Genomic DNA, 19923 nt, shown 5'->3' with positions numbered 1-19923 from the left:
TCTTGGCTACTCCGGTTCGACTGCTGGTCAGTTCCGGGGAACCGGCTGGCATCGGTCCGGAATTGACGATCAGGCTGGCGCAACAGCGTCAGCCTTTTTCATTTGCAGTGATCGCCGATCCGGTCTTGTTACAACAGCGAGCCGCAATGCTGAATCTGCCGCTGCAGATGCATCTGGTTGCTGTCGATGAGCCATGGCCAACTTCGTCACCGGGACAGCTCAACGTCATCGCCGTGCCGTTAGCAAAAACGAGTGCTGCTGGAATGTTGGAAAACGCCAACGCCGACTATGTGCTGCGTATGCTAACCATCGCCGGTCACGCTGCACTGAACCATAACGTCGATGCCATCGTTACGGCGCCGGTACATAAAGGCGTGATCAATGAAGCCGGTGTCGCGTTTCAAGGCCATACCGAATTTTTTGCCGAGTTGGCCGGCAATGTGCCGGTGTTGATGCTGCTTGCTTGCGAGGGGTTACGCGTCGCGTTACTGACCACGCATATGCCGCTGCGCGCGGTCGCCGATGCGGTTACACCGGAAAAACTCGAACACACGCTTCGTTTACTTCACCGCGAGTTGCAGCAGAAATTCGCGATCTCCTCGCCGCGTATCGCTGTTCTGGGTCTGAACCCGCATGCAGGTGAAGGCGGTCATATGGGCCGCGAGGAAATTGACGTAATACAACCCGTGGTGGCGCGCTTGCAAGCCGAAGGTATGACACTACTCGGCCCGCTATCCGCTGATACCGCTTTCACCGACGATCACCGCCGACGTTACGATGCGGTGTTGGCGATGTACCATGATCAGGGCTTGCCGGTGTTGAAAACGCTCGGCTTTCATCGCAGCGTCAATATCACGCTCGGTCTGCCGTTTATCCGCACGTCGGTCGACCACGGTACCGCGCTTGATATCGCCGCCCGCGGCATTGCTGATACCGGCAGCCTGCAATACGCCTGCGAACAGGCCGTGCTGCTGGCCAACGCCTCCCGCTGAAATTTTTATGCTGACTGGTGCACAGTGAAAGAACATATCGCGCGCAAACGATTCGGCCAGAACTTTTTGCAGGACCATCAGGTTATTGAAAATATTGTGCAGGCGATTGCACCAAAGCATTCTGATCGCTTGATTGAAATTGGTCCTGGTCTTGGCGCCTTGACCAAACCGGTATTGCAAAAAGCCGGCAAGTTAACTGCTATAGAATTGGACCGCGATGTCATTCCGATTCTGAAAAAAAACTGCGCCAATGTGGGTGAACTAAATATCGTCAGCCAGGATGTGTTGACGGTGGACTTCGCCGCATTGTTTCCCGGCGAAACGATCCGCGTTTACGGTAATCTGCCTTACAATATCTCGACGCCACTGCTGTTTCATTTGTTCAGCTTCAGCAACAAGATCGAGGACATGGTGTTCATGTTGCAAAAGGAAGTGGTCGAACGCATGGTCGCGGTCGCCGATGATGAAGCCTATGGCCGGCTGTCGATCATGGTGCAGTATTACGGCCAACCCGATTTGCTGTTTATCGTTCCGCCGGAAGCCTTTGATCCGGCGCCGAAAGTGCATTCAGCGATTGTCCGGCTGGTACCCCATGCCAACCGTGCGCTACGCGCCGATCAGGAGCCGTTATTTGCCCAGTTGGTGCAACTGGCCTTCAACGCCCGACGCAAAACCTTGCGCAATGTCTGGAAAGGCGTTGTAACCACGGAACAAATGGAAGCGGCGAAAATCAATGGTAATTTGCGCCCTGAAAATCTGCCGCTTTCGGACTATATTGCTTTGACCCGGGTGTTACAGCCGTAACGCCACCTGCTGCCCCTGAAGGTGAATACCATGATCAAAATCGGCGACAAAATTCCTCGTGCCAGCGTCCAGACCATGTCGGAAAACGGCCCGGTCGTGCACAACACCGACGAGCTGTTTGGCCAAGGCAAAACCGTGTTGTTCGCCGTACCCGGCGCTTACACCCCTACCTGCTCGAAAGCGCATCTGCCAGGCTTTGTCGTCAAAGCCGATGAGATCAAGGCCAAAGGCGTCGATCGCATCGTCTGCATGGCCGTCAATGACGCGTTTGTCATGAACGCCTGGGGCAAAGCCAATAATGCTGAGCACTTGATCATGCTGGCCGATGGCAATGCCGAATTCACCAAGGCATTGGGGCTAGATAGCGATGCGGCCGCTTTTGGTATGGGTACACGCAGCCGTCGCTTTGCGATGATTATTGAAGATGGCGTCGTCAAACATCTGGCCGTTGAGCAACCGCGCGAATTTCAGGTCAGCTCGGCCGAAGCGATACTGGCCAAGCTATAAGCATAACGTAGATAAATGAAAAGCCCGGCAAAGCCGGGCTTTTCAGTATCCGCTCAAGGCTGATCATCGCCGGTTTGTTCGTCAACTTGCTCGTCGAGTTTTTTCGCCTGTTGATTCATTTGCTCCTGCACTTGCTTGGCCTTGTCGATTGGCTCATGCAATTCCTTGGCGGCAGCTTGACCTGCTTCTCGACCAGCCTGCTCAATGGCGCTGGGCTCCGGCTCTTTTTTGTCGCTGCCACAGGCGACCAGCATGATGAGTAGTGCCGTGGTCACCAGCAGTTTCAGTACATTCATCGTTGTGCTCCTCATTCAGAGTGACAAATCGTATTTCAATGTCAGTGGCGCATGATCGGAATAGCGCTCGTCCTTGTAGATGCTCGCTGATTTAACTTTTGATTTCAGTGACGGCGACACCAAATGGTAATCAATACGCCACCCGACATTCTTGGCCCAGGCCTGACCGCGGTTACTCCACCAGGTGTACTGCTCGGGCCGGTCGTCGACAACACGAAAGGCATCGACCCAGCCAAGCTCATCCTGCACTTTGTCCATCCAGGCCCGCTCATGCGGCAGAAAACCGGAATTCTTCTGATTCGATTTCCAGTTCTTTAAATCAATTTCCTTGTGCGCGATGTTGTAATCGCCACAGATGATCAGCGGCTTGTCAGCCTTGACCTGTTTTTTCAGGATTGGCAGGTATTTCTGAAGAAATTCATCCTTGGCTTCCTGACGGGCCGGTCCAGCCGAACCGGACGGCAGGTACAAACTGGCGATTTGCAGCTTGCCGAAATCGGCAACGATATAACGCCCTTCATTATCAGCCTGATCAAAGCCCAGACCTCGACTGACCGCTTTCGGTTTGACCCTGGAATATAGCCCCACCCCGGCATAACCGGGTCGCTCGGCCGGAAACAGGAAACGATGCCAGCCTTCGGGCGCAAACACCATGTCTTCCAGTTGATCTTCCTTGGCTTTCAGCTCCTGGACGCAGAGCACATCAATATCGGACTTGGCCAGCCAGTCGAACATGCCTTTGCGCGCCGCTGAGCGCAGGCCATTGACGTTCAGGGAAGTGACGGTCAGCACGGTTAGGTCAATCCTTACATAGGTAAAATCAGCTCAGCAGGCTATCATAGCCCCACTTCCCCGTTCGACCCCGAATCCATTGCAATGCACGATTTTCAACGCCAATTCATCGAGTTTGCCCTGTCCCGCCAAGTGCTTAAATTTGGCGAGTTTGAATTGAAATCCGGCCGTATCAGTCCGTATTTCTTCAACGCCGGTTTGTTCCGTACCGGCGCAGACCTCGCCAAGCTCGGTCGTTTCTACGCCGAGGCGACGGTGGAGTCTGGACTGCCGTTCGATATGCTGTTTGGCCCGGCCTACAAGGGTATTCCGCTGGTCTCAGCGACCGCCATTGCCCTGGCCGACCAACATCAGCGCGACTACGCCTGGGCATTCAATCGCAAGGAAGCCAAAGCCCATGGCGAAGGCGGCAATATCGTTGGCGCCGCGTTGGCCGGCCGGGTGTTGATTGTCGATGACGTCATCACCGCCGGTACTGCCATTCGGGAAACGATGGCGCTGCTTCAAGCCCAGGGCGCGACGCCGGCCGGTGTTGTGGTAGCGCTGGATAGGGCCGAGCGTGGCAGCGGGGAACTGTCGGCTATCCAGGAAATCGAAAAGCAGTACGGTATTCCGGTGATCCCGATTATCCGTCTCCAGGATCTGATAAGCTTTTTGCAGCATCGTCCCGAATTTCGCGAACACGCGAGCCGAATCGAGGAATACAGAGCACGTTATGGCGTTTAACACTTCTGCATGGTTATTGACCGCACTGCTGCTGCTACCTACTGCTTCAATCGCGGCGAAACAGCAACAGAGTGGCGGCGGCCGCGTACTTTACAAATACGTTGATGAAAGCGGCGCGCTGGTGATCAAGGATTACCTGCCGCCAGAGGTGGTGCCCAAAGGCTATAGCATCGTCAATGCCTATGGCCAAACGCTGGAAGTCGTACCGCCCGTCAAAACCAAGGAAGAACTGGCTGAAGAAAAGAAGTTAAAAAAACAACGTGAGGCCGAGGAACGGGCCCGGCGCGAAGCGGCCCGCCGCGATGCCGATTTGATTCGCCAATTCACCCGCGTTGAGGACATCATGCGCGCCCGCGATACCCAGTTGTCGGCGATTGATGTGCAAATCTCGATTCGTAACGGCCAAACCAATCTGCTGACCACCCAGCTTGAAGACATGCAGCGTCACGCCGCCGATTACGAACGGCGCGGCCAGCCAGTGCCGGCGCAATTGCAAAAAGATATTCGCGAATCACAGCGACAGATGGAAGAGAACAAAAAGTTCGTTGATATCCAGGAACAGGAGAAAGCCCGCATTGCCGAGCGCTTCCGCCAGGACATCATACGCTTCAAGGAACTGCAGGCAGCCCGCGTCATTCGTCAACGAGATCAAAGCGATGGCGAAGGTCTGGCTGAAACGACCGCCGTGCATAACTGTGGTACCGCAGAGATGTGCCGTAAAGCTTGGCAGCTGGCGCAGATTTATGCGCGCGACAACGCCACCCGTTCGCTGGAGATCGTTACCGATTCGCTGATTCTGACCGGCAAAGCGCTAGGCGATCGCGATATCTCATTATCTTTCTCGATGGTGCCGGAACGCGATAACACCGCCCAGATCGTATTGGAAGTCAGTTGCAATGCATCTGATGCTGGCAATCAACTGTGTCAGACCGAGCGGGTGCGCAATATTGTCGATGGCTTCGGTCAGTATCTGGCCTCTCGATTACAGTAATTCTGCAGCAATAAAAAACGCGCCTGTCGGGCGCGTTTTTTATTGCTGATGAATCTCAGGCCAAAGCACTTTGTCGGGCGCTGACATTACTGCTGATGCCCTGTGCCAACAGATTCCATTGGCCGTCCCACTGCGCGGTCGGCGACTGCTTGAAGTTGCTGCGGACAAACTGGCGCAAACGGCCCTCGACGACGGCCAGCAGTAAACCCGCAGTACCGTTGACATCGACACTCAATGGTTTTTGGGCATTCAGCACGCCTTCGCGCAACACTTGCCGCAACTGCATGTCGAGCCGCTCGAAAATCTGATTGACGCGCGCCCCAAGGCGTTCGTCTTCACCAATCAGCGCATCACCTAGCAACAAGCGCGACATCCCTGGATTGCGCGCGGCAAAGGTCAGCAATAAATGGGTGATTTTTCCGCAGCGAACGACCGCGTCAGTTTCTTCATCAAGAATGACGCGGACCCGACTGAATATCACTTCCTCGATAAAATCGAGCAAGCCTTCGAACATCCGAGCCTTGCTGGGAAACTGCCGATACAGCGCGGCCTCCGATACCTCCAGCGCGGCAGCCAGCTGCGCGGTGGTAATCCGGGCACCCGGACTTTGTTCCAGCATCTGCGCCAGCGTTTCCAGGATTTGTTGCTTGCGCGAGCTTTGTCCCCGGTTCGCCATCAGTTAATCCCCCACTACGTTTTTCGGTCGCATTTAAAACGGCAATTGCGCCTGCGGATCGACCATCAACAACTGGCCACGGAATAGTTCCTGAATGCGCTTCAGTGCCGTCTCGTTATCGGCTTCGAATCGCAATACCAATGCCGGCGTCGTGTTCGATGCCCGCACCAAGCCCCAACCATCAGCGAAATCGACCCGTACGCCATCAATGGTATTGACCTGACCACCGGCGAAATCACCTTCTTGAGCCAGCTTGTCAACGAAGGCAAATTTGCGCTGATCGCTGATCGCCATATTGAGTTCCGGTGTCGTTACGCCCTCCGGCAAACTCTTGAAAATATCCGCCGATTTACGGAAGTCGGCTGCCAAAATTTCCAACAGTCGGCAACCGGTATAAATGGCGTCATCAAAACCGTACCAGCGCTCTTTAAAGAAAATATGGCCGCTTTGTTCACCGGCGAGCAACGCGCCGGTCTCACGCATTTTGCCTTTGATCAGTGAGTGACCGGTACGCCACATCAATGGCCGACCACCATGACCGGAAATGACTCGAGCCAGATGGCGCGAGCACTTGACGTCGTAAATGATGTCGGTGCCCGGATGACGTGACAACACATCCATCGCGTACAGCATCAATTGCCGATCCGGCCAAATGATCTTGCCGTTGGAATCGACGACACCCAAACGATCACCATCGCCATCGAACGCCAAACCAACATCTGCCTGTTCGGCTTTAACCGTTTCGATCAGTTTTTCCAGATTCTTCGGTTTCGACGGGTCCGGATGATGGTTCGGGAAATTGCCGTCGACATCACAGTACAACTCAATGACTTCGCAACCGAGAGCCCGATACAAATCCGGCGCCACGGCACCGGCAATACCGTTGCCGCAATCGATAACAATCTTCAGCGGCTGCGCTAAAGCTACATCAGAGGTGATTTGCGCCATATAGTCTTCGGCGATGCTCATCCGCTCCAGACTGCCGCGACCGGATAACAAATTGCCGGTTTCGATGCGTTCGCGCAGACGCTGGATGTCGTCGCCGGACAGCGTATCGCCGGCCAGCACAATTTTCAGACCGTTGTAATTGGACGGGTTATGGCTGCCGGTCAGCATGACGCCGGAGCGCGACGACAGGTAATGAGTTGCGAAATACAGCAGCGGTGTCGGCACCGCGCCCAAGTCGATGACATCACGACCGCTTTCCAGCAAACCTCGTTTCAGCGCCTCCAATAAATCCGGTCCGGACAGGCGGCCATCACGGGCGACAATGACTTTCTGCTCGCCGCGTTCGAACGCTTCCGAGCCGATGGCACGGCCAATCTGACGCACCACTTCTTCATTCAGCTGCTCACCGACAACACCACGGATGTCATAGGCCCGGAACATCTCAGGCGACAAGCGCACACGCCCGGCTTCTGGTGCCGCCAAACGCGCCGCTGGTGCTTCTTTAGCCGGCAGGTTTTTACGCTCCGGGGCAGCAGCAGTTTCTGTCGGCTCTGGTGCGGCCGGCGCCCGACGCACCGACCATTCCTGACGGGCCAGCGTCAAGGCAATGTCCTTGAATACGGTCAGGCCATATTGTGCGGCGTCGAAATTATTCTTGCCCTCAGCGCTGGCCAGCAACTGACGCAGCAAAACCGACGCATCCTGATGGGCCGCTCTGTCGATGCTGCGAATAATCAGAAAGGCCAATAGACCGACACCAACGATCAGCAAGGCTGAAAGCCCCCAGAATGTCGCCATAATGGTGCCATTGCTGGCCGCTTCCTCGGCGGTTGGCCAGTAAAACAAGGTCCAGGCCGATTCACCGACTTTGACTTGGTAAGGAGCCTCACCGAATTTCAGGCTTTCATCGCCGCGTTTGGCGACCACTTGCGCGGCCTCGCCAAACACCTGATTGAGTTCAAGATAACCTGGCGAACCAGCGGTGCCTTGCAGCGCCGAGCGCATCAATTCCGGCTTCATGCCGGCCAGCACATATCCAATGTCTTTGCCGCCCTGCTTGACCGGCTCGATCAGCAGAATGTGTTCGCGGGCATTGCCGGCCATGATCACTTCCGGCGGAACCGTTTTGCCTTCGCGGGTCTGACGCAGCAGATCAAGCGTGACATTACTGACCGGCAGTGCGCCGGCCATGTCCATCTGGTGCCAGGCTTGCGGCAGAATGCGCACGCCAATCGACTCTGGCAACTGGGCCGAAAGCTGGCGCTCAAGGCTCGGCAGCACCGTCGGATCTTCGGCTTCCAGCGCCGCCGGAATATCCGGATGCTGAGCCAGTTGCTGCACCCGGCCGCGAATGAACGACACCTGCAAAGCCAGTCGATCCGCTACATTACCGAGCAGCGTCTGGGTGTATTGTTCGGTGCGACTTTGGGCCGGGCCCATGACGGTCAACAGGTACAACAACACGACGACAAAAATCGCCGTCAACACCGATAGCGCCAGCCATTGCGCGGACAGAGCCAGCGTTGAGCGGGCGACGATTTTGGCCACCGGTTTCGGCTTGGCGGCCTTGGCTTCAGTCTGCGGGCGGGCAACGCCGGGAATTTCGCGTTTTTTCACTTAGGACGTTTCCTTGTTCGTCGTTGTCGTTCGTATTCTATTCAATCGCTTGGTCGATCAATGGCGACCAGAATGACCAAATCCGCCGGCACCCCGGGCCGATTGGTCAAAATCCTCCACCAGCGCAAACTTAGCCTGCACCACCGGCAGGATCACCAGCTGGGCAATGCGCTCGCCGGGCTGGACAGTATACGTTGTCTGGCCGCGGTTCCAACATGAGACCATCAGCTCACCCTGGTAGTCGGAATCGATGAGCCCGACCAGGTTACCGAGCACGATGCCGTGCTTATGACCCAAGCCTGAGCGCGGCAGAATGGTCGCCGCCAAACCCGGGTCGCCGATATGAATCGCCAGCCCGGTCGGAATCAAATGGGTCGTTCCCGGCTCAATGATAAGCGGCTCATTGAGGCAGGCGCGCAAATCCAAGCCGGCCGAACCGCTGGTGGCGTACTGCGGCAGCGGAATCGCTTTACCGACAAGGGGGGTCAGGATCTTGAGCTGAATCTCAGCCATGATGCGGGGTGTACTCCTTGGCAATCAATTGAATCAAGGCCCGGGCCAGTGTGCGCTTGGGCTGGGCTGGCAAATCCTGCTGTTCAACGCCGTTGCCGCGCCGGATCAACGCCGTGATGGCATTGTTTTCGCAGCCAAAGCCGATATCGCTGCGGCTGACATCGTTGGCGAAAATCATGTCGAGCTTTTTCCGAGTTAGTTTATCTTCAGCATGAGTGAGCACTTGCTCTGTTTCCGCTGCGAAGCCAACACAGTACGGTCGCTTGGACAAGGCGGATACTTCGGCCAGGATGTCCGGGTTCTTGATCAGGTTCAGCGTCAGCGTATCGGTCTTTTTCTTGATTTTCTGATCGGCGATTTTCTCGGCCCGGTAATCGGCCACGGCCGCACAGGCAATAAAAACATCGCTATCGGCCACCGCTGACATCACGGCGGCTTTCATTTCTTCGGCGGAATCAACATCGACCCGCAAACAGCCGACCGGCGTAGGCAATGACACCGGCCCGGAAACCAGCACCACATCGGCACCGGCCTGGGCGGCCGCTTCGGCCAGCGCAAACCCCATCTTGCCGGAACTGTGATTGCTCAAATAACGCACCGGGTCAATGGCTTCCCGGGTCGGGCCGGCCGTGATCACAACACGCTTGCCGGCCAGAATCTTCTCGGCGAATTGGGCCATGACCCGCTCGACCAGCTCCATCGGCTCCAGCATCCGGCCGAGGCCAACCTCACCACAGGCCTGACTACCGGCTGCCGGCCCCCATACCTGCACACCACGTCCAGCCAGCTGGGCGATATTGTCCTGAGTTGCCGCATGCGCCCACATTTGCTGGTTCATTGCCGGGGCGACCGCCACCGGGGCACTGGTCGCCAGCACCACCGTGCTCAATAAATCATTGGCCATGCCTGTTGCCATCCGGGCCAGCAAATCGGCACTGGCCGGCGCAATCAACAATAAATCGGCCCAGCGCGCCAGTTCGATATGGCCCATGGCCGCTTCGGCGTCGGCATCGAGTAGATCGGTATGCACTGGCTCGCCGGATAGCGCCTGAAAGGTCAGCGGCGTAACAAAGGTTTGCGCACCGCCCGTCATCACCACTTTCACCTGCGCCCCCTGATCTTTCAGACGGCGGACCAGATCGGCACTTTTATAAGCAGCGATACCGCCACTGACGCCGAGCAAAATGTGCTTTCCCGTTAATGCAGTCACAGTGAAGACAGGCTTGATCAGAACAAGGACGAGCGCGCATCATAGCCCAAGCGGCCCGGGAGTGGGCCGTTTCAACGAAGAAATCATGGAGGATTCTGTATGCGTGTTGCTGATCTGCCGTTGCCTGAGCGCCCACGTGAGCGCTTACTTCAGTACGGCCCCCAGAGCCTGTCCGATGCCGAGTTACTGGCCATCCTGCTGCGCACCGGCCGCAAAGGCCAGAGCGCGATTCAACTTGGCCATGAATTGCTGGCCCATACCGGCGGCTTGGCGGGTCTGCTCAAACGTGAGCAGCGCGATATCCAACAAATCAAGGGCTTGGGGCCGGCGAAATCAGCGCAGCTCAGCGCCGCACTGGAGCTTTCCCGCCGCTGTCTGATGGCCGAGCTGAAAAAAGGCGATGCGCTAACTTCGCCACAGCAAACCCGGCGTTATCTGCAGGCCGAGCTCGCCAGTGAACCGAATGAAGTGTTCGCGGTGCTGTTTCTCGATACCCGACACCGTGTCATCGCGTTGGAGAAGCTGTTCCAGGGCACGATCGATGGCGCCAGCGTCCATCCAAGGGTCATCGTACAACGGGCGATGGCACTGAACGCGGCAGCGATTATCTGTAGCCATAACCACCCTTCTGGCGTGGCCGAACCATCCAGCTCCGATGAACTGCTGACCCGGACCTTGAAAGAAGCACTGGCGCTAGTCGATGTCCGGCTGCTGGACCATATTATTGTTACCCGCCAACAGGCAGTTTCTCTGGCCGAGCGCGGCCTACTTTAGGGCACTAGCGAGCGCCCATTCAAGCTAATCACCGCAAAGATGAGCAAGGGTAACCTTTGTAAATCAATGCCTTGGCTACTGTTTATTGGCCTCGACGCAAGCAATGAAGGCCATTGGCAATGGCGCCAAAAGAGCGACAGATAGCGTCGATTTAACCGATATTGATCAGAATTCGACCGATCCTTTGCTTGCGTGGCCGGGATGGGTCGAGTATGATCCCGCGCCCTTGAGCTGCCCTTGGATGGCGCTTAGGTATCTTTTTTGTAGTGGAGGCTAAAGCAATGTCCCGCGTTTGCATGGTTACTGGTAAAGCTACGATCACCGGTAACAAAGTATCGCACTCGAATATTCATACCCGTCGCCGTTTCCTGCCAAACCTGCATTGGCACCGCTTCTGGGTAGAAAGCGAAAACAAATTCGTCCGCCTGCGTCTGTCCTCGAAAGGCATGCGCATCATTGACAAGAACGGCATCGACGCCGTGCTTGCCGATCTCCGCGCCCGCGGCTTGAAAGTGTAAGGAAAGGAGTAGAGTCCCATGCGTGACAAGATCAAACTCGTTTCGACGGCTGGTACTGGTTACTACTACACCACCGACAAAAACAAGCGCACGATGCCGGAAAAGCTCGAACTGAAAAAGTACGATCCGGTTGTTCGTAAGCACGTGACGTTCAAAGAAGCCAAAATCAAGTAATTGTGCTTTTGCCAACGCCTCCAAAAAAGCCCGCGGATTGCGGGCTTTTTTTATTGCGCTTAATTTTCAGCGTTGCGGCTAAACACGGGCCTCAGCTTTTTTCTGACTCATCGCGAGCAAACAGCGCCCGAATAAAATCATGGGCATGAAACGGCCGTAAGTCATCAATGCCTTCGCCAACACCGATAAAGCGAATCGGCAGTTTCATTTTCTGCGCCAGTGCGAAGATGATGCCGCCTTTGGCAGTGCCGTCGAGTTTGGTCAGGGCGATACCGCTTAAGTTGACGGCTTTATGGAATTGCTCGGCTTGGTTCAGGGCGTTCTGGCCGGTGGCGGCGTCTAGCACCAATAGCACCTCGTGTGGCGCATCTGGATCTAAGCGTTTCAACACGCGCACCACTTTTGACAGCTCATCCATCAGGTTGTGTTTGGTATGCAAGCGACCAGCAGTGTCGCAGATCAGAATATCGATGTTGCGGGCCTGCGCCGATTGCAAGGCGTCGTAAAGCACGGCGGCCGAATCGGCGTTCGGCCCTTGTGCGACGACCGGGACGTTATTGCGCTCACCCCAGACCTGTAATTGTTCAACGGCGGCGGCGCGGAAGGTATCACCAGCGGCCAGCATGACTTTCTTGCCCTGCAGCTGCCAGTAATGGGCGAGCTTGCCAATTGTTGTGGTTTTGCCGACGCCGTTAACGCCAACCACCAACAACACAAATGGCTTTTTCTCGCGCTCGATTGGCAGCGGTTTTTCGACGTTTTCCAGAATCTCGGCGAGACGCTTGGCAAGATGATCATAAAGCGCTTCGCTATCGGCCAATTCTTTGCGTTCAGCTTTACCGGTGACTTCTTTCAGCAGCATTTGCGTGGTGTCGACACCGACATCCGCCATCAATAGCTGCGTTTCCAGTTCGTCGAGCAAATCCTCATCGATTTTTTTCTTGCCGAGAAAAAGCGTCGCCAAACCTTCGCCAAGACCGGAGCGGGTGCGTTTCAGGCCGGATTTCAGCCGGGCAAAGAAACCGCCGTTTTCCGCCGGTGTTTCAGTGGTGTTCTGCTCAGTTTCCGGGGCGCGGCGCAGCCAGCCAAACAGGCCTTTTTTCGGTTCAGTCATCGTGATGGATACAGTTCGTGGTCAGGCCCCTGAATGGGGACGTCAAGGCATCGGTGCAAGGGGCGCTATGCTACCATTTTGCGCCTTGTCACCCCACCGCCGATTGCACCGCTCATGGCCAAAGCCTCCCGTTCCAGCTCGCTCAGTGAATTGCGCATCATTGCCGGCAAATACCGCGGCCGGAAAATCGCTTTTCATGACGCACCGGGCCTTCGGCCGACAGGTGATCGCATCCGCGAAACTTTGTTCAGTTGGTTGCAAACGGAATTGCCTGGCGCCCGCTGCCTGGATTTGTTTGCCGGCTCTGGCGCGCTTGGCTTCGAGGCCGCATCGCGCGGTGCCATCGAGGTCGTCATGGTCGAAAACCATGCGCCGACCTTTCGCCAATTGCAAAGCCAGCAACAGCATTTGCATGCCAGCGAAGTGCGCTTGTTGCAGGAAGATGGGCTGCGAGTGCTGAACACCGTCACACCAGCATTCGATGTCATATTTCTCGACCCGCCGTTTCATCAGCGCTGGCTGGAAAAAGCGCTGCCAATCATTGCCGAGCGGCAATTGCTGAAGCCAAACGGCTTGATCTATCTGGAGCTGGAACGCGAAACCGATTGGCCACTACTGCCAGCAAGCCTGGAATGGCACCGACAAAAAGAAGCCGGACAAGTGCGCTACGGACTTGCCCGGCAAACCGGAGAGATGAAATAAGTTGTTGCGCTGACTATCAGGCCACCAATCGAGCGTAGGCTGCCTTCAGTTGCCCGAAAACGCCCGGACGCTGATACTGCAAGAATTCGCCGGCGTCGAGAAAATGCCCCTGACATTGCGGGCACTCGTCAACCATTAGGTATTCCTGACCACTGACCGGGCGGCGCTGCAAACGCGTGGTTTGGCAGCTTGGGCAAGTAGAATCGTGGCAATCATTGAATGCCTGGCCCAGGGTTTCATCACCGATATCGAGCATATGGCGGTGCTTTTTGCTGGCCAGCAACGTCAGCTGGTTTTCGCCAAACCACAGACCACGGCAACCACCGCAGCGATGCACGGTTTGACCGTGGTGCAACACCGACTCCATCGGCGCATGACATTTCGGGCATTTCATCTTCGTTACCCCCTACTACCTGATTGACAAGACCACTTGATTGACTGGCGCCATCGTACAGAGCGTCCTTGATGACCAGTTTGATGTACCGCAAGTGAACGAGCGGAAATCGAGGGCTGACCATGCCCCCAACAATTCGTTAGCATGGCGGCATCCATCCCGATTGAATTCCTCATGACGCCGGAACAATTATTTTCAGCGCTGCAAAGCGACTCACCGCCGCTGGTGTTGGTCGCCAATCAACGACTGGTCAAAACCTTGTCAGAACGCTACGCCCGTTTTCGCCGAGCGCAGGGTGACAGCGTCTGGGATACACCTGCGCTGACCACGTTCGAACACTGGCTGGCGGAACAGGGCCGGCAAATGGTTTATCGCGGCGTGTTCGACGTGGCAGCACTGCCTGATATTGTGCTCGATGACGATGAAGCAGTGCGCCTCTGGCAAGACATCATCGATCAGGCCGAGCGCGATCAACCCTTGCTGTCGACGGCCGATTTGGCCAAGCAGGCCCACGAAGCACATGGCCTGTTGCTGGAATATCAGGATCAGCAAGCGGTGGCGCCAGTCAGCGAAGAATTTCAGCATTTTCTGCGCTGGCAAAGCGCCATGCTCGATGCGCTGAAACAGCGCCAGTGGTGCACCTCGGCGCAATGGCAAACCATGCTGTTGCAAGCATTACGGCAACAACGTTTACCGACGCATCTGGTGCTGGCCGGTTTTGATCAGTTGCGACCGTGGCTGCGCCAGGTTTTGGAACAAATCGAACAGCAGGGCGGCCGCGTCGACACGCTGCAGGAAAACACGGCAACCGCGACACTGGCGCGCGTGTCAGCAACCGATGCCGCTGACGAACATCGCGTGATTGCCGCGTGGGCAAAGTCCACCTTGCAGCAACAACCGAGCGCCAAACTGGCGATTGTCGCGACCGATTTGGCCGCGCGCAAAACGGCGTTGATCCGGGCCTTGCGTGAAGCATTGGAGCCTGAACATCTATTGCAGTTCGATGATCGACCTTCATCGCTGATCAATATCTCACTTGGTGCGGCACTTGCTGATTACCCCATCGTCGCCGATGCGCTGCGCTTGCTGAGCGCGCTAAGTCAGGAAACGATTATCACGCGTCAATGGAGCGCGTTGATGCTGAGTCCGTATATCGGTTTTGCCAGCGAAGCCGATCAGCGCGCCGCGTTCGACGCTTGGTGGCGCGAACAGGGCTTGAGTGAATTGCGCCGCGCCAGTTTTTTGCGCCTGCTGGCGAGTGATGCGCCAACACCTTGTCGCTGCCCACAAACCGCTGAACACTGGCAGCAGGCCTTCGAGCAATGCCAGTCGCTGCGTCATAAACGCCTGCCCATGCGCGACTGGGCCGAACCGTTAAAGCAGCTTTTGCAATTATTTCTGTGGCCCGGCAGCCGGCCTCTCGCCAGTGTCGAATACCAATGCCGGGAAGCATTTTTTAAAGCGCTGCAAAATTTGCAGCTGGCGCGCTGGCCGGAGCACCCGGTTGGCTTTTCGACGGCCGTGCAAGAATTGCGTAAGCGCGTGCAGACGCAGGTGTTCCAGGCCCAGCAACCGGGCACGGCGAAAATTCATGTCATGGGTTTGCTCGAAGCCGCTGGTGTCGAAGCCGATGCCATTTGGTTGCTCGATGCCCGCGATGATCGATTGCCGGCACCGCTGCGGCCGAATCCATTACTGCCATTTGCCTGGCAACAACGCGTGCAGGCGCCGCGTGCCAGTCATCAGCGCGAACAGTTTTTTGTTGAGCAAACCTTGCAACGGCTCAGCCATGCCGCGCGCGCAGTGATCGCCAGTTGTCCGCAACACGAAGGTGATGCCGAATTGCGGATGTCGCCGTATTTACAGCACTGGCCGGAGCAACCAGCGGAAAATCTTTTTTTAGTGGTAACCAAAGCCATCGAAGCGGCGGCATTGGAAACACTCAGTGACGAGCCGGTGCCGGCGGTTGATTTGCAATTATTGCCGCGCAAGGACAGCTCGCTGTTGTCCGCGCAAGCACTGAACCCGCAGCTGGCGTTTGTGCAGTTTCGTTTGCATGGCCGCCGCGTCGAAAATCTGGCTGAACAATTGCTGCCGAATGAACGCGGCCAGTTGGTGCATATCGCCCTGAGTCTGCTCTGGCAAAGTCTGCAATCCAGTAGCGAATTGCACACACTTGCTGATGCCGAATGGCAACGCCGCATCGCTGCCGTTTGTCATCAGGCGCTGGAGCAGCGCGCGCGCTTTCGCCAGCAGGATTGGCCATCACATTGGCAGCGGCTTGAACATCAAGCGCTATGCGCGCTGGTGCAGGAATGGATCGCGCTGGAAAAGCAGCGCAACAATGGTTTTCGTCTGGTCGCCAACGAAACGCCCGTCAGCGTCAAACTATCGGAGCTGGAATTGCAGCTGCGCGTCGATCGTATCGATCAACTTGATGATGGCCGGCTCTGCATTATCGATTACAAAACCGGCCGCAGTTGGCGGCCACCGGACTGGCTCGACGAGCGCCCGACCGATGTGCAATTGATGCTGTATGCATTGGCCCGCGAAGAGCCGATTGCCGCGTTGGTTGCGGCCCGGGTAAGAGCGAAGGAATGCCGTTTTATCGGTTTGCAGGATGACAGCGGTTTGCCGGCGATTCGTCGCGACCCGCTGCTTGATGAGTATGATTTCGCGGATTTGCGCACGCACTGGCAGCAAACCCTGAGTGCGTTGGCCGAAGAATTTCTGCAAGGCGAAGCGCGTAATATCGCTTATGACGAAAAAGCCAGCGCTGCGCATCCACTAGCGCCATTTCTGCGTCTGCACGCCACAGTGGATGATGAGGGCGAAGACGAATGAAACTGATCGATCAGAAAGCCCGCGAACAAGCACTTGATATTCGCCAGAGCTTTATCGTGCAAGCACCGGCGGGCAGCGGCAAAACCGAATTGCTCAGCAACCGTTTACTGAGTCTGCTCAGTGTCGTTGAGTCACCGGAAGAAGTGCTGGCGATTACCTTCACCCGCAAAGCGGCTGCCGAAATGCGACTGCGGGTATTGCAACGTTTGACTCAAGCTGATGCAATTGCGCGCGGCGACATGGCGATGCCGGAAGACCCGCATCAACGCGACAGCATGGAACGGGCTTTGAAGGTATTGCAGCGTGACAAGGTTCAGCAATGGCAGTTGCTGGCCCAGCCGGGCCGCTTGCGCATTCAAACCTTCGATTCGCTGTGCAGCTATCTGGTTCGACAAATCCCTTATCTGTCCGGCATGGGTGGCGCACTAGCGATTCAGGAAGACGCCAGCGCGCTGTATCGCGAAGCCGCGCAACGCACGCTTGCCTCGCTTGAAGAAGAGCATTTTGCTGAGCGTCTGGCGGCGTTTCTGTTGCACCTGGATAACGATGGCTACAAGGCGCACAAGCTGCTCAGCGAAATGCTGGCCAGACGCGATCAGTGGCTGCCAATGATAGGCCTGTTGCATCAGGCGGATGCCGATGCGGAATGGCATTCGCGCTGGCAGCAATTCTTGTCGGAGCAATTACGACCGGTCGCGAAATTGTTCGACCGCGATTTGCAGCAGCAATTGATGCCGCTCGCGGAATACGCGTTACAGGAGCTCGGCAAGATGGATAAAGCCGAGCTGTTGGTACCACTGCAACACTGGCAACAACCACTCAGAGCCGATGCCCGCGATTTGGCACTATGGCAAACCTTGGCGAATTGGCTACTGACCACAGCTGGCAGCTGGCGCAAACGCCTGGATAAGAATTGTGGCTTTCCGACCGGTGATGGCGAAGCCAAACGGCAAAAGCAACAAATGAGCGAATTGCTCGAACAACTGGCCGAATACGATGCTTCGATACTAGCCGATTGCCTGCTGTTACCGTCACTGACGCAACTGGAGTCGCAGCGCGAATTTGTTTTTCATCTGATCGATGTGTTGCAACTGGCTTACGCCCAACTGCAGCTATTGTTCCGGGAAAAGGCCCAGGTCGATTTTATCGAAATGGCCGCCGCCGCTTCACAGGCCTTGGGCGAACCGGAAGCTCCAACCGATCTGGCTTTGGCACTCGATTATCGTGTGCAGCATTTGCTCGTTGATGAATGTCAGGACACCAGCCGTCAGCAGATCCAACTATTGGAAAAATTGACTGCCGGTTGGCAACACGATGATGGCCGCACGGCGTTTCTGGTTGGCGATCCCATGCAATCGATTTATCGCTTTCGCAAAGCCGAAGTCGGTGAGTTTCTGCGGCTGCAAAGCGATGGGCTAGGTGAAGTAGCGCTCGATACCTTGACGCTGCAAAGCAATTTCCGCAGTCAGGCCGCTCTGGTGCAATGGGTCAATGCGCTCGGCCCGGATTTGCTGGCCAATCGCGACGATGGTTTGCGTGGCGCGGTGCGCTTTGCCAGCGCTGAAGCGATCAAACCGGCATTGGCTGACGCCGCCGTGCAATGCCATGGTTTCGTCAATTCAAAGGAATACCCGAAACACGAAGCGCAAACCGTCGTTCGTTTGATTCAGCAGGCGCTAACCGATGGCGATCAATCGATCGCGGTACTCGGTCGAAGCCGTCAGCATCTGTTCGCCATCGCCAGTGCTCTGCGTAGCCATGGTTTACCGTTCGAAGCGGTGGAAATGGAGGCCTTGCGCGAGCATCCATTGATTGAAGATTTGCGTCAGCTGAGTCGGGCCTTGATACATCCATCCGATCGATTGGCATGGTTGTGCGTACTGCGCGCACCATGGTGTGGCCTGACATTAACCGACTTGCATGCGCTATGCGCCGATGTGCCACAACGCACCCTGCGCTCGCTGATCAACGATGACGTACGACTGCACACTTTGAGTCAGGATGGACAGCAGCGCTTGTTACGGCTGCGCGCTGTACTGCAACAAGCAGAAACATTTCGCGGCCGTTTGCGCCTGCGCGCCCGAGTACAACATTGCTGGATGCAATGGCAGGGGCCGGAATTAGCGGCGGATGCCGAATCCTTGATCGTCGCCGAACAGTTTTTCGCGATGCTCGATCAGATCGACGAACAACACGATGATGTCTTGGCAGAAATCGATCGCCAGCTCGACAAACTCTACGCGCAACCGGTTGGTGGCGCCGCGATCAAACTGATGACCATGCACAAATCCAAGGGGCTGGAATTTGATTGCGTGATTCTGCCACGGCTGGGCGCCAAAACCCGAGCCGATGACACGCCGCTGCTGCGCTGGGAAATGGTGCCGATTGCGCAGGGCCATTGCCTGCTGGTTGGCGCCATTCAAGGCGCACGCGACGAACATGCCGGTGCCACCGATTGGCTGAAAAAGCTGGAGCAACAGCGAGCACTTCATGAAAGCCGACGCTTGCTCTATGTCGCGTTGACACGGGCGAAAAAACGCGTGCATTTGTTAGGTGCGTTCTCGCACAGCAAGAACGGTTTTACAGCGGCCAGTGGCAGCCTATTGCAAGCATTGATGCCGCATTGCTTCCAAGAATTTACCGGTGCATTGCAGATACCCGAAGAGCAGCCGGAAGCGATCACGGTGATCAGCGACAGACCTATGCAGCGACTGGCGCGCATCGAGCAGCGCAGCGTGGCAATCAGCGCCATTGACAGTGAAGCGCTGCAGTTACAGCAGGAAGACGAAACGCTGGGCTCAGAGCTCAGCCGCGCCATCGGTATCGTCACCCACGGTTGGCTGGAACAATGGTCACGCGTCGGCAGCACCGATAACAAACCGGAACCGGCGTTGCTACGTAAACAATTGCGCTGGCAGCAGATCAGCGAAACGGATTTAGCGATGGCTGTCGAACGGGTGCAAACGGCGCTCCACCATGCGCTACAGGATGAAACCGGTCGGTGGTTGCTGCGGCAACAAGGTCGTCAGGAATGGGCGTTGACCAGTGAAGAAGGCGAGCTCCTGAGCCGGCATGTTATCGACCGTAGTTTTGTTGCCGATGGTGAGCGCTGGATTGTCGATTATAAAACGCTGCACAGTGATGAAGATCTGGAAGCCATGCTGAACAAGCGCGTACGTGAATATCAGTTGCAGTTGGAACGTTACGCCAGCGTATTACGGCGTCATGAAACCTTACCGTTGCGGCTGGCTCTGTATTTTCCTTTGCAACAGCGTTGCTATGCGTGGCGACCGGGCCAGACGCCGGAACGCTGGCAAGTGAATCGATGAAG

General features: G+C 56.3%; 18 protein-coding genes and 1 pseudogene. 11 read left to right on the top strand and 8 right to left on the bottom strand.

Annotated elements, in window-relative coordinates; all coding sequences use genetic code 11:
* Nucleotides 1-2: 2 nt before the first annotated feature.
* From pdxA to E2H98_RS12480, 3 genes are read left to right on the top strand one after another with little or no spacing between them, the layout of a single operon-like run.
* Complete coding sequence (gene pdxA / locus E2H98_RS12490) at nt 3-992, top strand: 4-hydroxythreonine-4-phosphate dehydrogenase PdxA (protein WP_133589022.1); 990 nt, start codon at nt 3-5, stop codon at nt 990-992.
* A gap of 24 nt (nt 993-1016) precedes the next feature.
* Entirely contained in the window at nt 1017-1796 is a 780-nt protein-coding gene (gene rsmA / locus E2H98_RS12485) for a 16S rRNA (adenine(1518)-N(6)/adenine(1519)-N(6))-dimethyltransferase RsmA (RefSeq protein WP_133589024.1), read from the top strand.
* Nucleotides 1797-1826: 30 nt separating this feature from the next.
* Nucleotides 1827-2303: a peroxiredoxin gene (locus tag E2H98_RS12480; protein ID WP_133589026.1), complete on the top strand. Its 477-nt coding sequence runs from the start codon at nt 1827-1829 to the stop codon at nt 2301-2303.
* Nucleotides 2304-2356: 53 nt separating this feature from the next.
* Here E2H98_RS12480 and E2H98_RS12475 read toward each other — a convergent pair whose 3' ends face one another.
* Together E2H98_RS12475 and E2H98_RS12470 are read right to left on the bottom strand one after the other, a co-directional pair.
* Nucleotides 2357-2599, bottom strand: a complete 243-nt coding sequence (locus E2H98_RS12475; protein ID WP_133589028.1) for a hypothetical protein — start codon at nt 2597-2599, stop codon at nt 2357-2359.
* Nucleotides 2600-2614: 15 nt separating this feature from the next.
* On the bottom strand, nt 2615-3391 hold the full coding sequence (locus E2H98_RS12470) for an exodeoxyribonuclease III (RefSeq protein ID WP_232475411.1): 777 nt from the start codon (nt 3389-3391) through the stop codon (nt 2615-2617).
* Between the two features lie 84 nt (nt 3392-3475).
* Here E2H98_RS12470 and pyrE point away from each other — a divergent pair, with 84 nt between their 5' ends.
* The gene (gene pyrE, locus E2H98_RS12465) at nt 3476-4117 is read left to right on the top strand and encodes an orotate phosphoribosyltransferase (protein WP_133589030.1); all 642 of its coding nucleotides are present in this window, start codon (nt 3476-3478) and stop codon (nt 4115-4117) included.
* Nucleotides 4107-5108, top strand: a complete 1002-nt coding sequence (locus E2H98_RS12460; RefSeq protein WP_133589032.1) for a hypothetical protein — start codon at nt 4107-4109, stop codon at nt 5106-5108. Before pyrE ends, E2H98_RS12460 begins: the two co-directional genes overlap by 11 nt.
* A 55-nt stretch (nt 5109-5163) precedes the next feature.
* Here the strand turns inward: E2H98_RS12460 and slmA are convergent, their stop codons facing one another.
* Genes slmA through coaBC form a run of 4 tightly spaced genes read right to left on the bottom strand, consistent with a single transcriptional unit; the run spans nt 5164 to nt 10072 of the window.
* Complete coding sequence (gene slmA / locus E2H98_RS12455; protein WP_133589034.1) at nt 5164-5784, bottom strand: nucleoid occlusion factor SlmA; 621 nt, start codon at nt 5782-5784, stop codon at nt 5164-5166.
* Nucleotides 5785-5817: 33 nt separating this feature from the next.
* On the bottom strand, nt 5818-8349 hold the full coding sequence (locus E2H98_RS19470) for a phosphomannomutase/phosphoglucomutase (RefSeq protein WP_269769299.1): 2532 nt from the start codon (nt 8347-8349) through the stop codon (nt 5818-5820).
* Between the two features lie 57 nt (nt 8350-8406).
* Nucleotides 8407-8862, bottom strand: coding sequence for a dUTP diphosphatase (gene dut / locus E2H98_RS12445; protein WP_157591376.1), 456 nt, complete (start codon nt 8860-8862; stop codon nt 8407-8409).
* Nucleotides 8855-10072, bottom strand: a complete 1218-nt coding sequence (gene coaBC / locus E2H98_RS12440) for a bifunctional phosphopantothenoylcysteine decarboxylase/phosphopantothenate--cysteine ligase CoaBC (protein ID WP_133589038.1) — start codon at nt 10070-10072, stop codon at nt 8855-8857. The genes dut and coaBC overlap by 8 nt, the downstream gene beginning before the upstream one ends.
* Before the next feature lie 99 nt (nt 10073-10171).
* On the opposite strand from coaBC, the gene radC reads away from it, so the two are divergent.
* The 3 genes from radC to rpmG all read left to right on the top strand — a co-directional run bounded on the left by radC (nt 10172) and on the right by rpmG (nt 11538).
* Nucleotides 10172-10846 (top strand): RadC family protein, encoded by a 675-nt coding sequence (radC, locus tag E2H98_RS12435; RefSeq protein ID WP_133589040.1) that lies wholly within the window; start codon nt 10172-10174, stop codon nt 10844-10846.
* Nucleotides 10847-11127: 281 nt separating this feature from the next.
* A complete protein-coding gene (gene rpmB / locus E2H98_RS12430) occupies nt 11128-11364 on the top strand; it encodes a 50S ribosomal protein L28 (RefSeq protein WP_133589042.1) in 237 nt (78 codons plus the stop codon).
* Between the two features lie 18 nt (nt 11365-11382).
* Nucleotides 11383-11538, top strand: a complete 156-nt coding sequence (gene rpmG, locus E2H98_RS12425) for a 50S ribosomal protein L33 (protein ID WP_133589044.1) — start codon at nt 11383-11385, stop codon at nt 11536-11538.
* A gap of 91 nt (nt 11539-11629) precedes the next feature.
* On the opposite strand, the pseudogene ftsY reads toward rpmG, so the two are convergent.
* A pseudogene (gene ftsY / locus E2H98_RS12420) lies at nt 11630-12610 on the bottom strand (signal recognition particle-docking protein FtsY); the annotation flags it as partial.
* Nucleotides 12611-12766: 156 nt separating this feature from the next.
* Here ftsY and rsmD point away from each other — a divergent pair.
* A complete protein-coding gene (gene rsmD / locus E2H98_RS12415; RefSeq protein ID WP_133589048.1) occupies nt 12767-13354 on the top strand; it encodes a 16S rRNA (guanine(966)-N(2))-methyltransferase RsmD in 588 nt (195 codons plus the stop codon).
* Nucleotides 13355-13370: 16 nt separating this feature from the next.
* Here rsmD and E2H98_RS12410 read toward each other — a convergent pair whose 3' ends face one another.
* Nucleotides 13371-13748, bottom strand: a complete 378-nt coding sequence (locus E2H98_RS12410; RefSeq protein ID WP_133589050.1) for a zf-TFIIB domain-containing protein — start codon at nt 13746-13748, stop codon at nt 13371-13373.
* A 174-nt stretch (nt 13749-13922) separates the two neighbouring features.
* On the opposite strand from E2H98_RS12410, the gene E2H98_RS12405 reads away from it, so the two are divergent.
* Together E2H98_RS12405 and E2H98_RS12400 are read left to right on the top strand one after the other, a co-directional pair.
* Nucleotides 13923-16592 carry a PD-(D/E)XK nuclease family protein gene (locus E2H98_RS12405; protein ID WP_157591375.1) on the top strand — a complete coding sequence of 890 codons (2670 nt, stop codon included), beginning with the start codon at nt 13923-13925 and terminating at the stop codon, nt 16590-16592.
* Nucleotides 16589-19921, top strand: coding sequence for a UvrD-helicase domain-containing protein (locus tag E2H98_RS12400; RefSeq protein WP_133589054.1), 3333 nt, complete (start codon nt 16589-16591; stop codon nt 19919-19921). Before E2H98_RS12405 ends, E2H98_RS12400 begins: the two co-directional genes overlap by 4 nt.
* Nucleotides 19922-19923: the final 2 nt, after the last annotated feature.

This window comes from Permianibacter aggregans (assembly GCF_009756665.1).
GTDB classification, from domain to species: domain Bacteria; phylum Pseudomonadota; class Gammaproteobacteria; order Enterobacterales; family Permianibacteraceae; genus Permianibacter; species Permianibacter aggregans.
The sequence above is the reverse complement of the archived record's forward strand: the minus strand, read 5'-3'. Positions and strand labels throughout refer to the sequence as shown.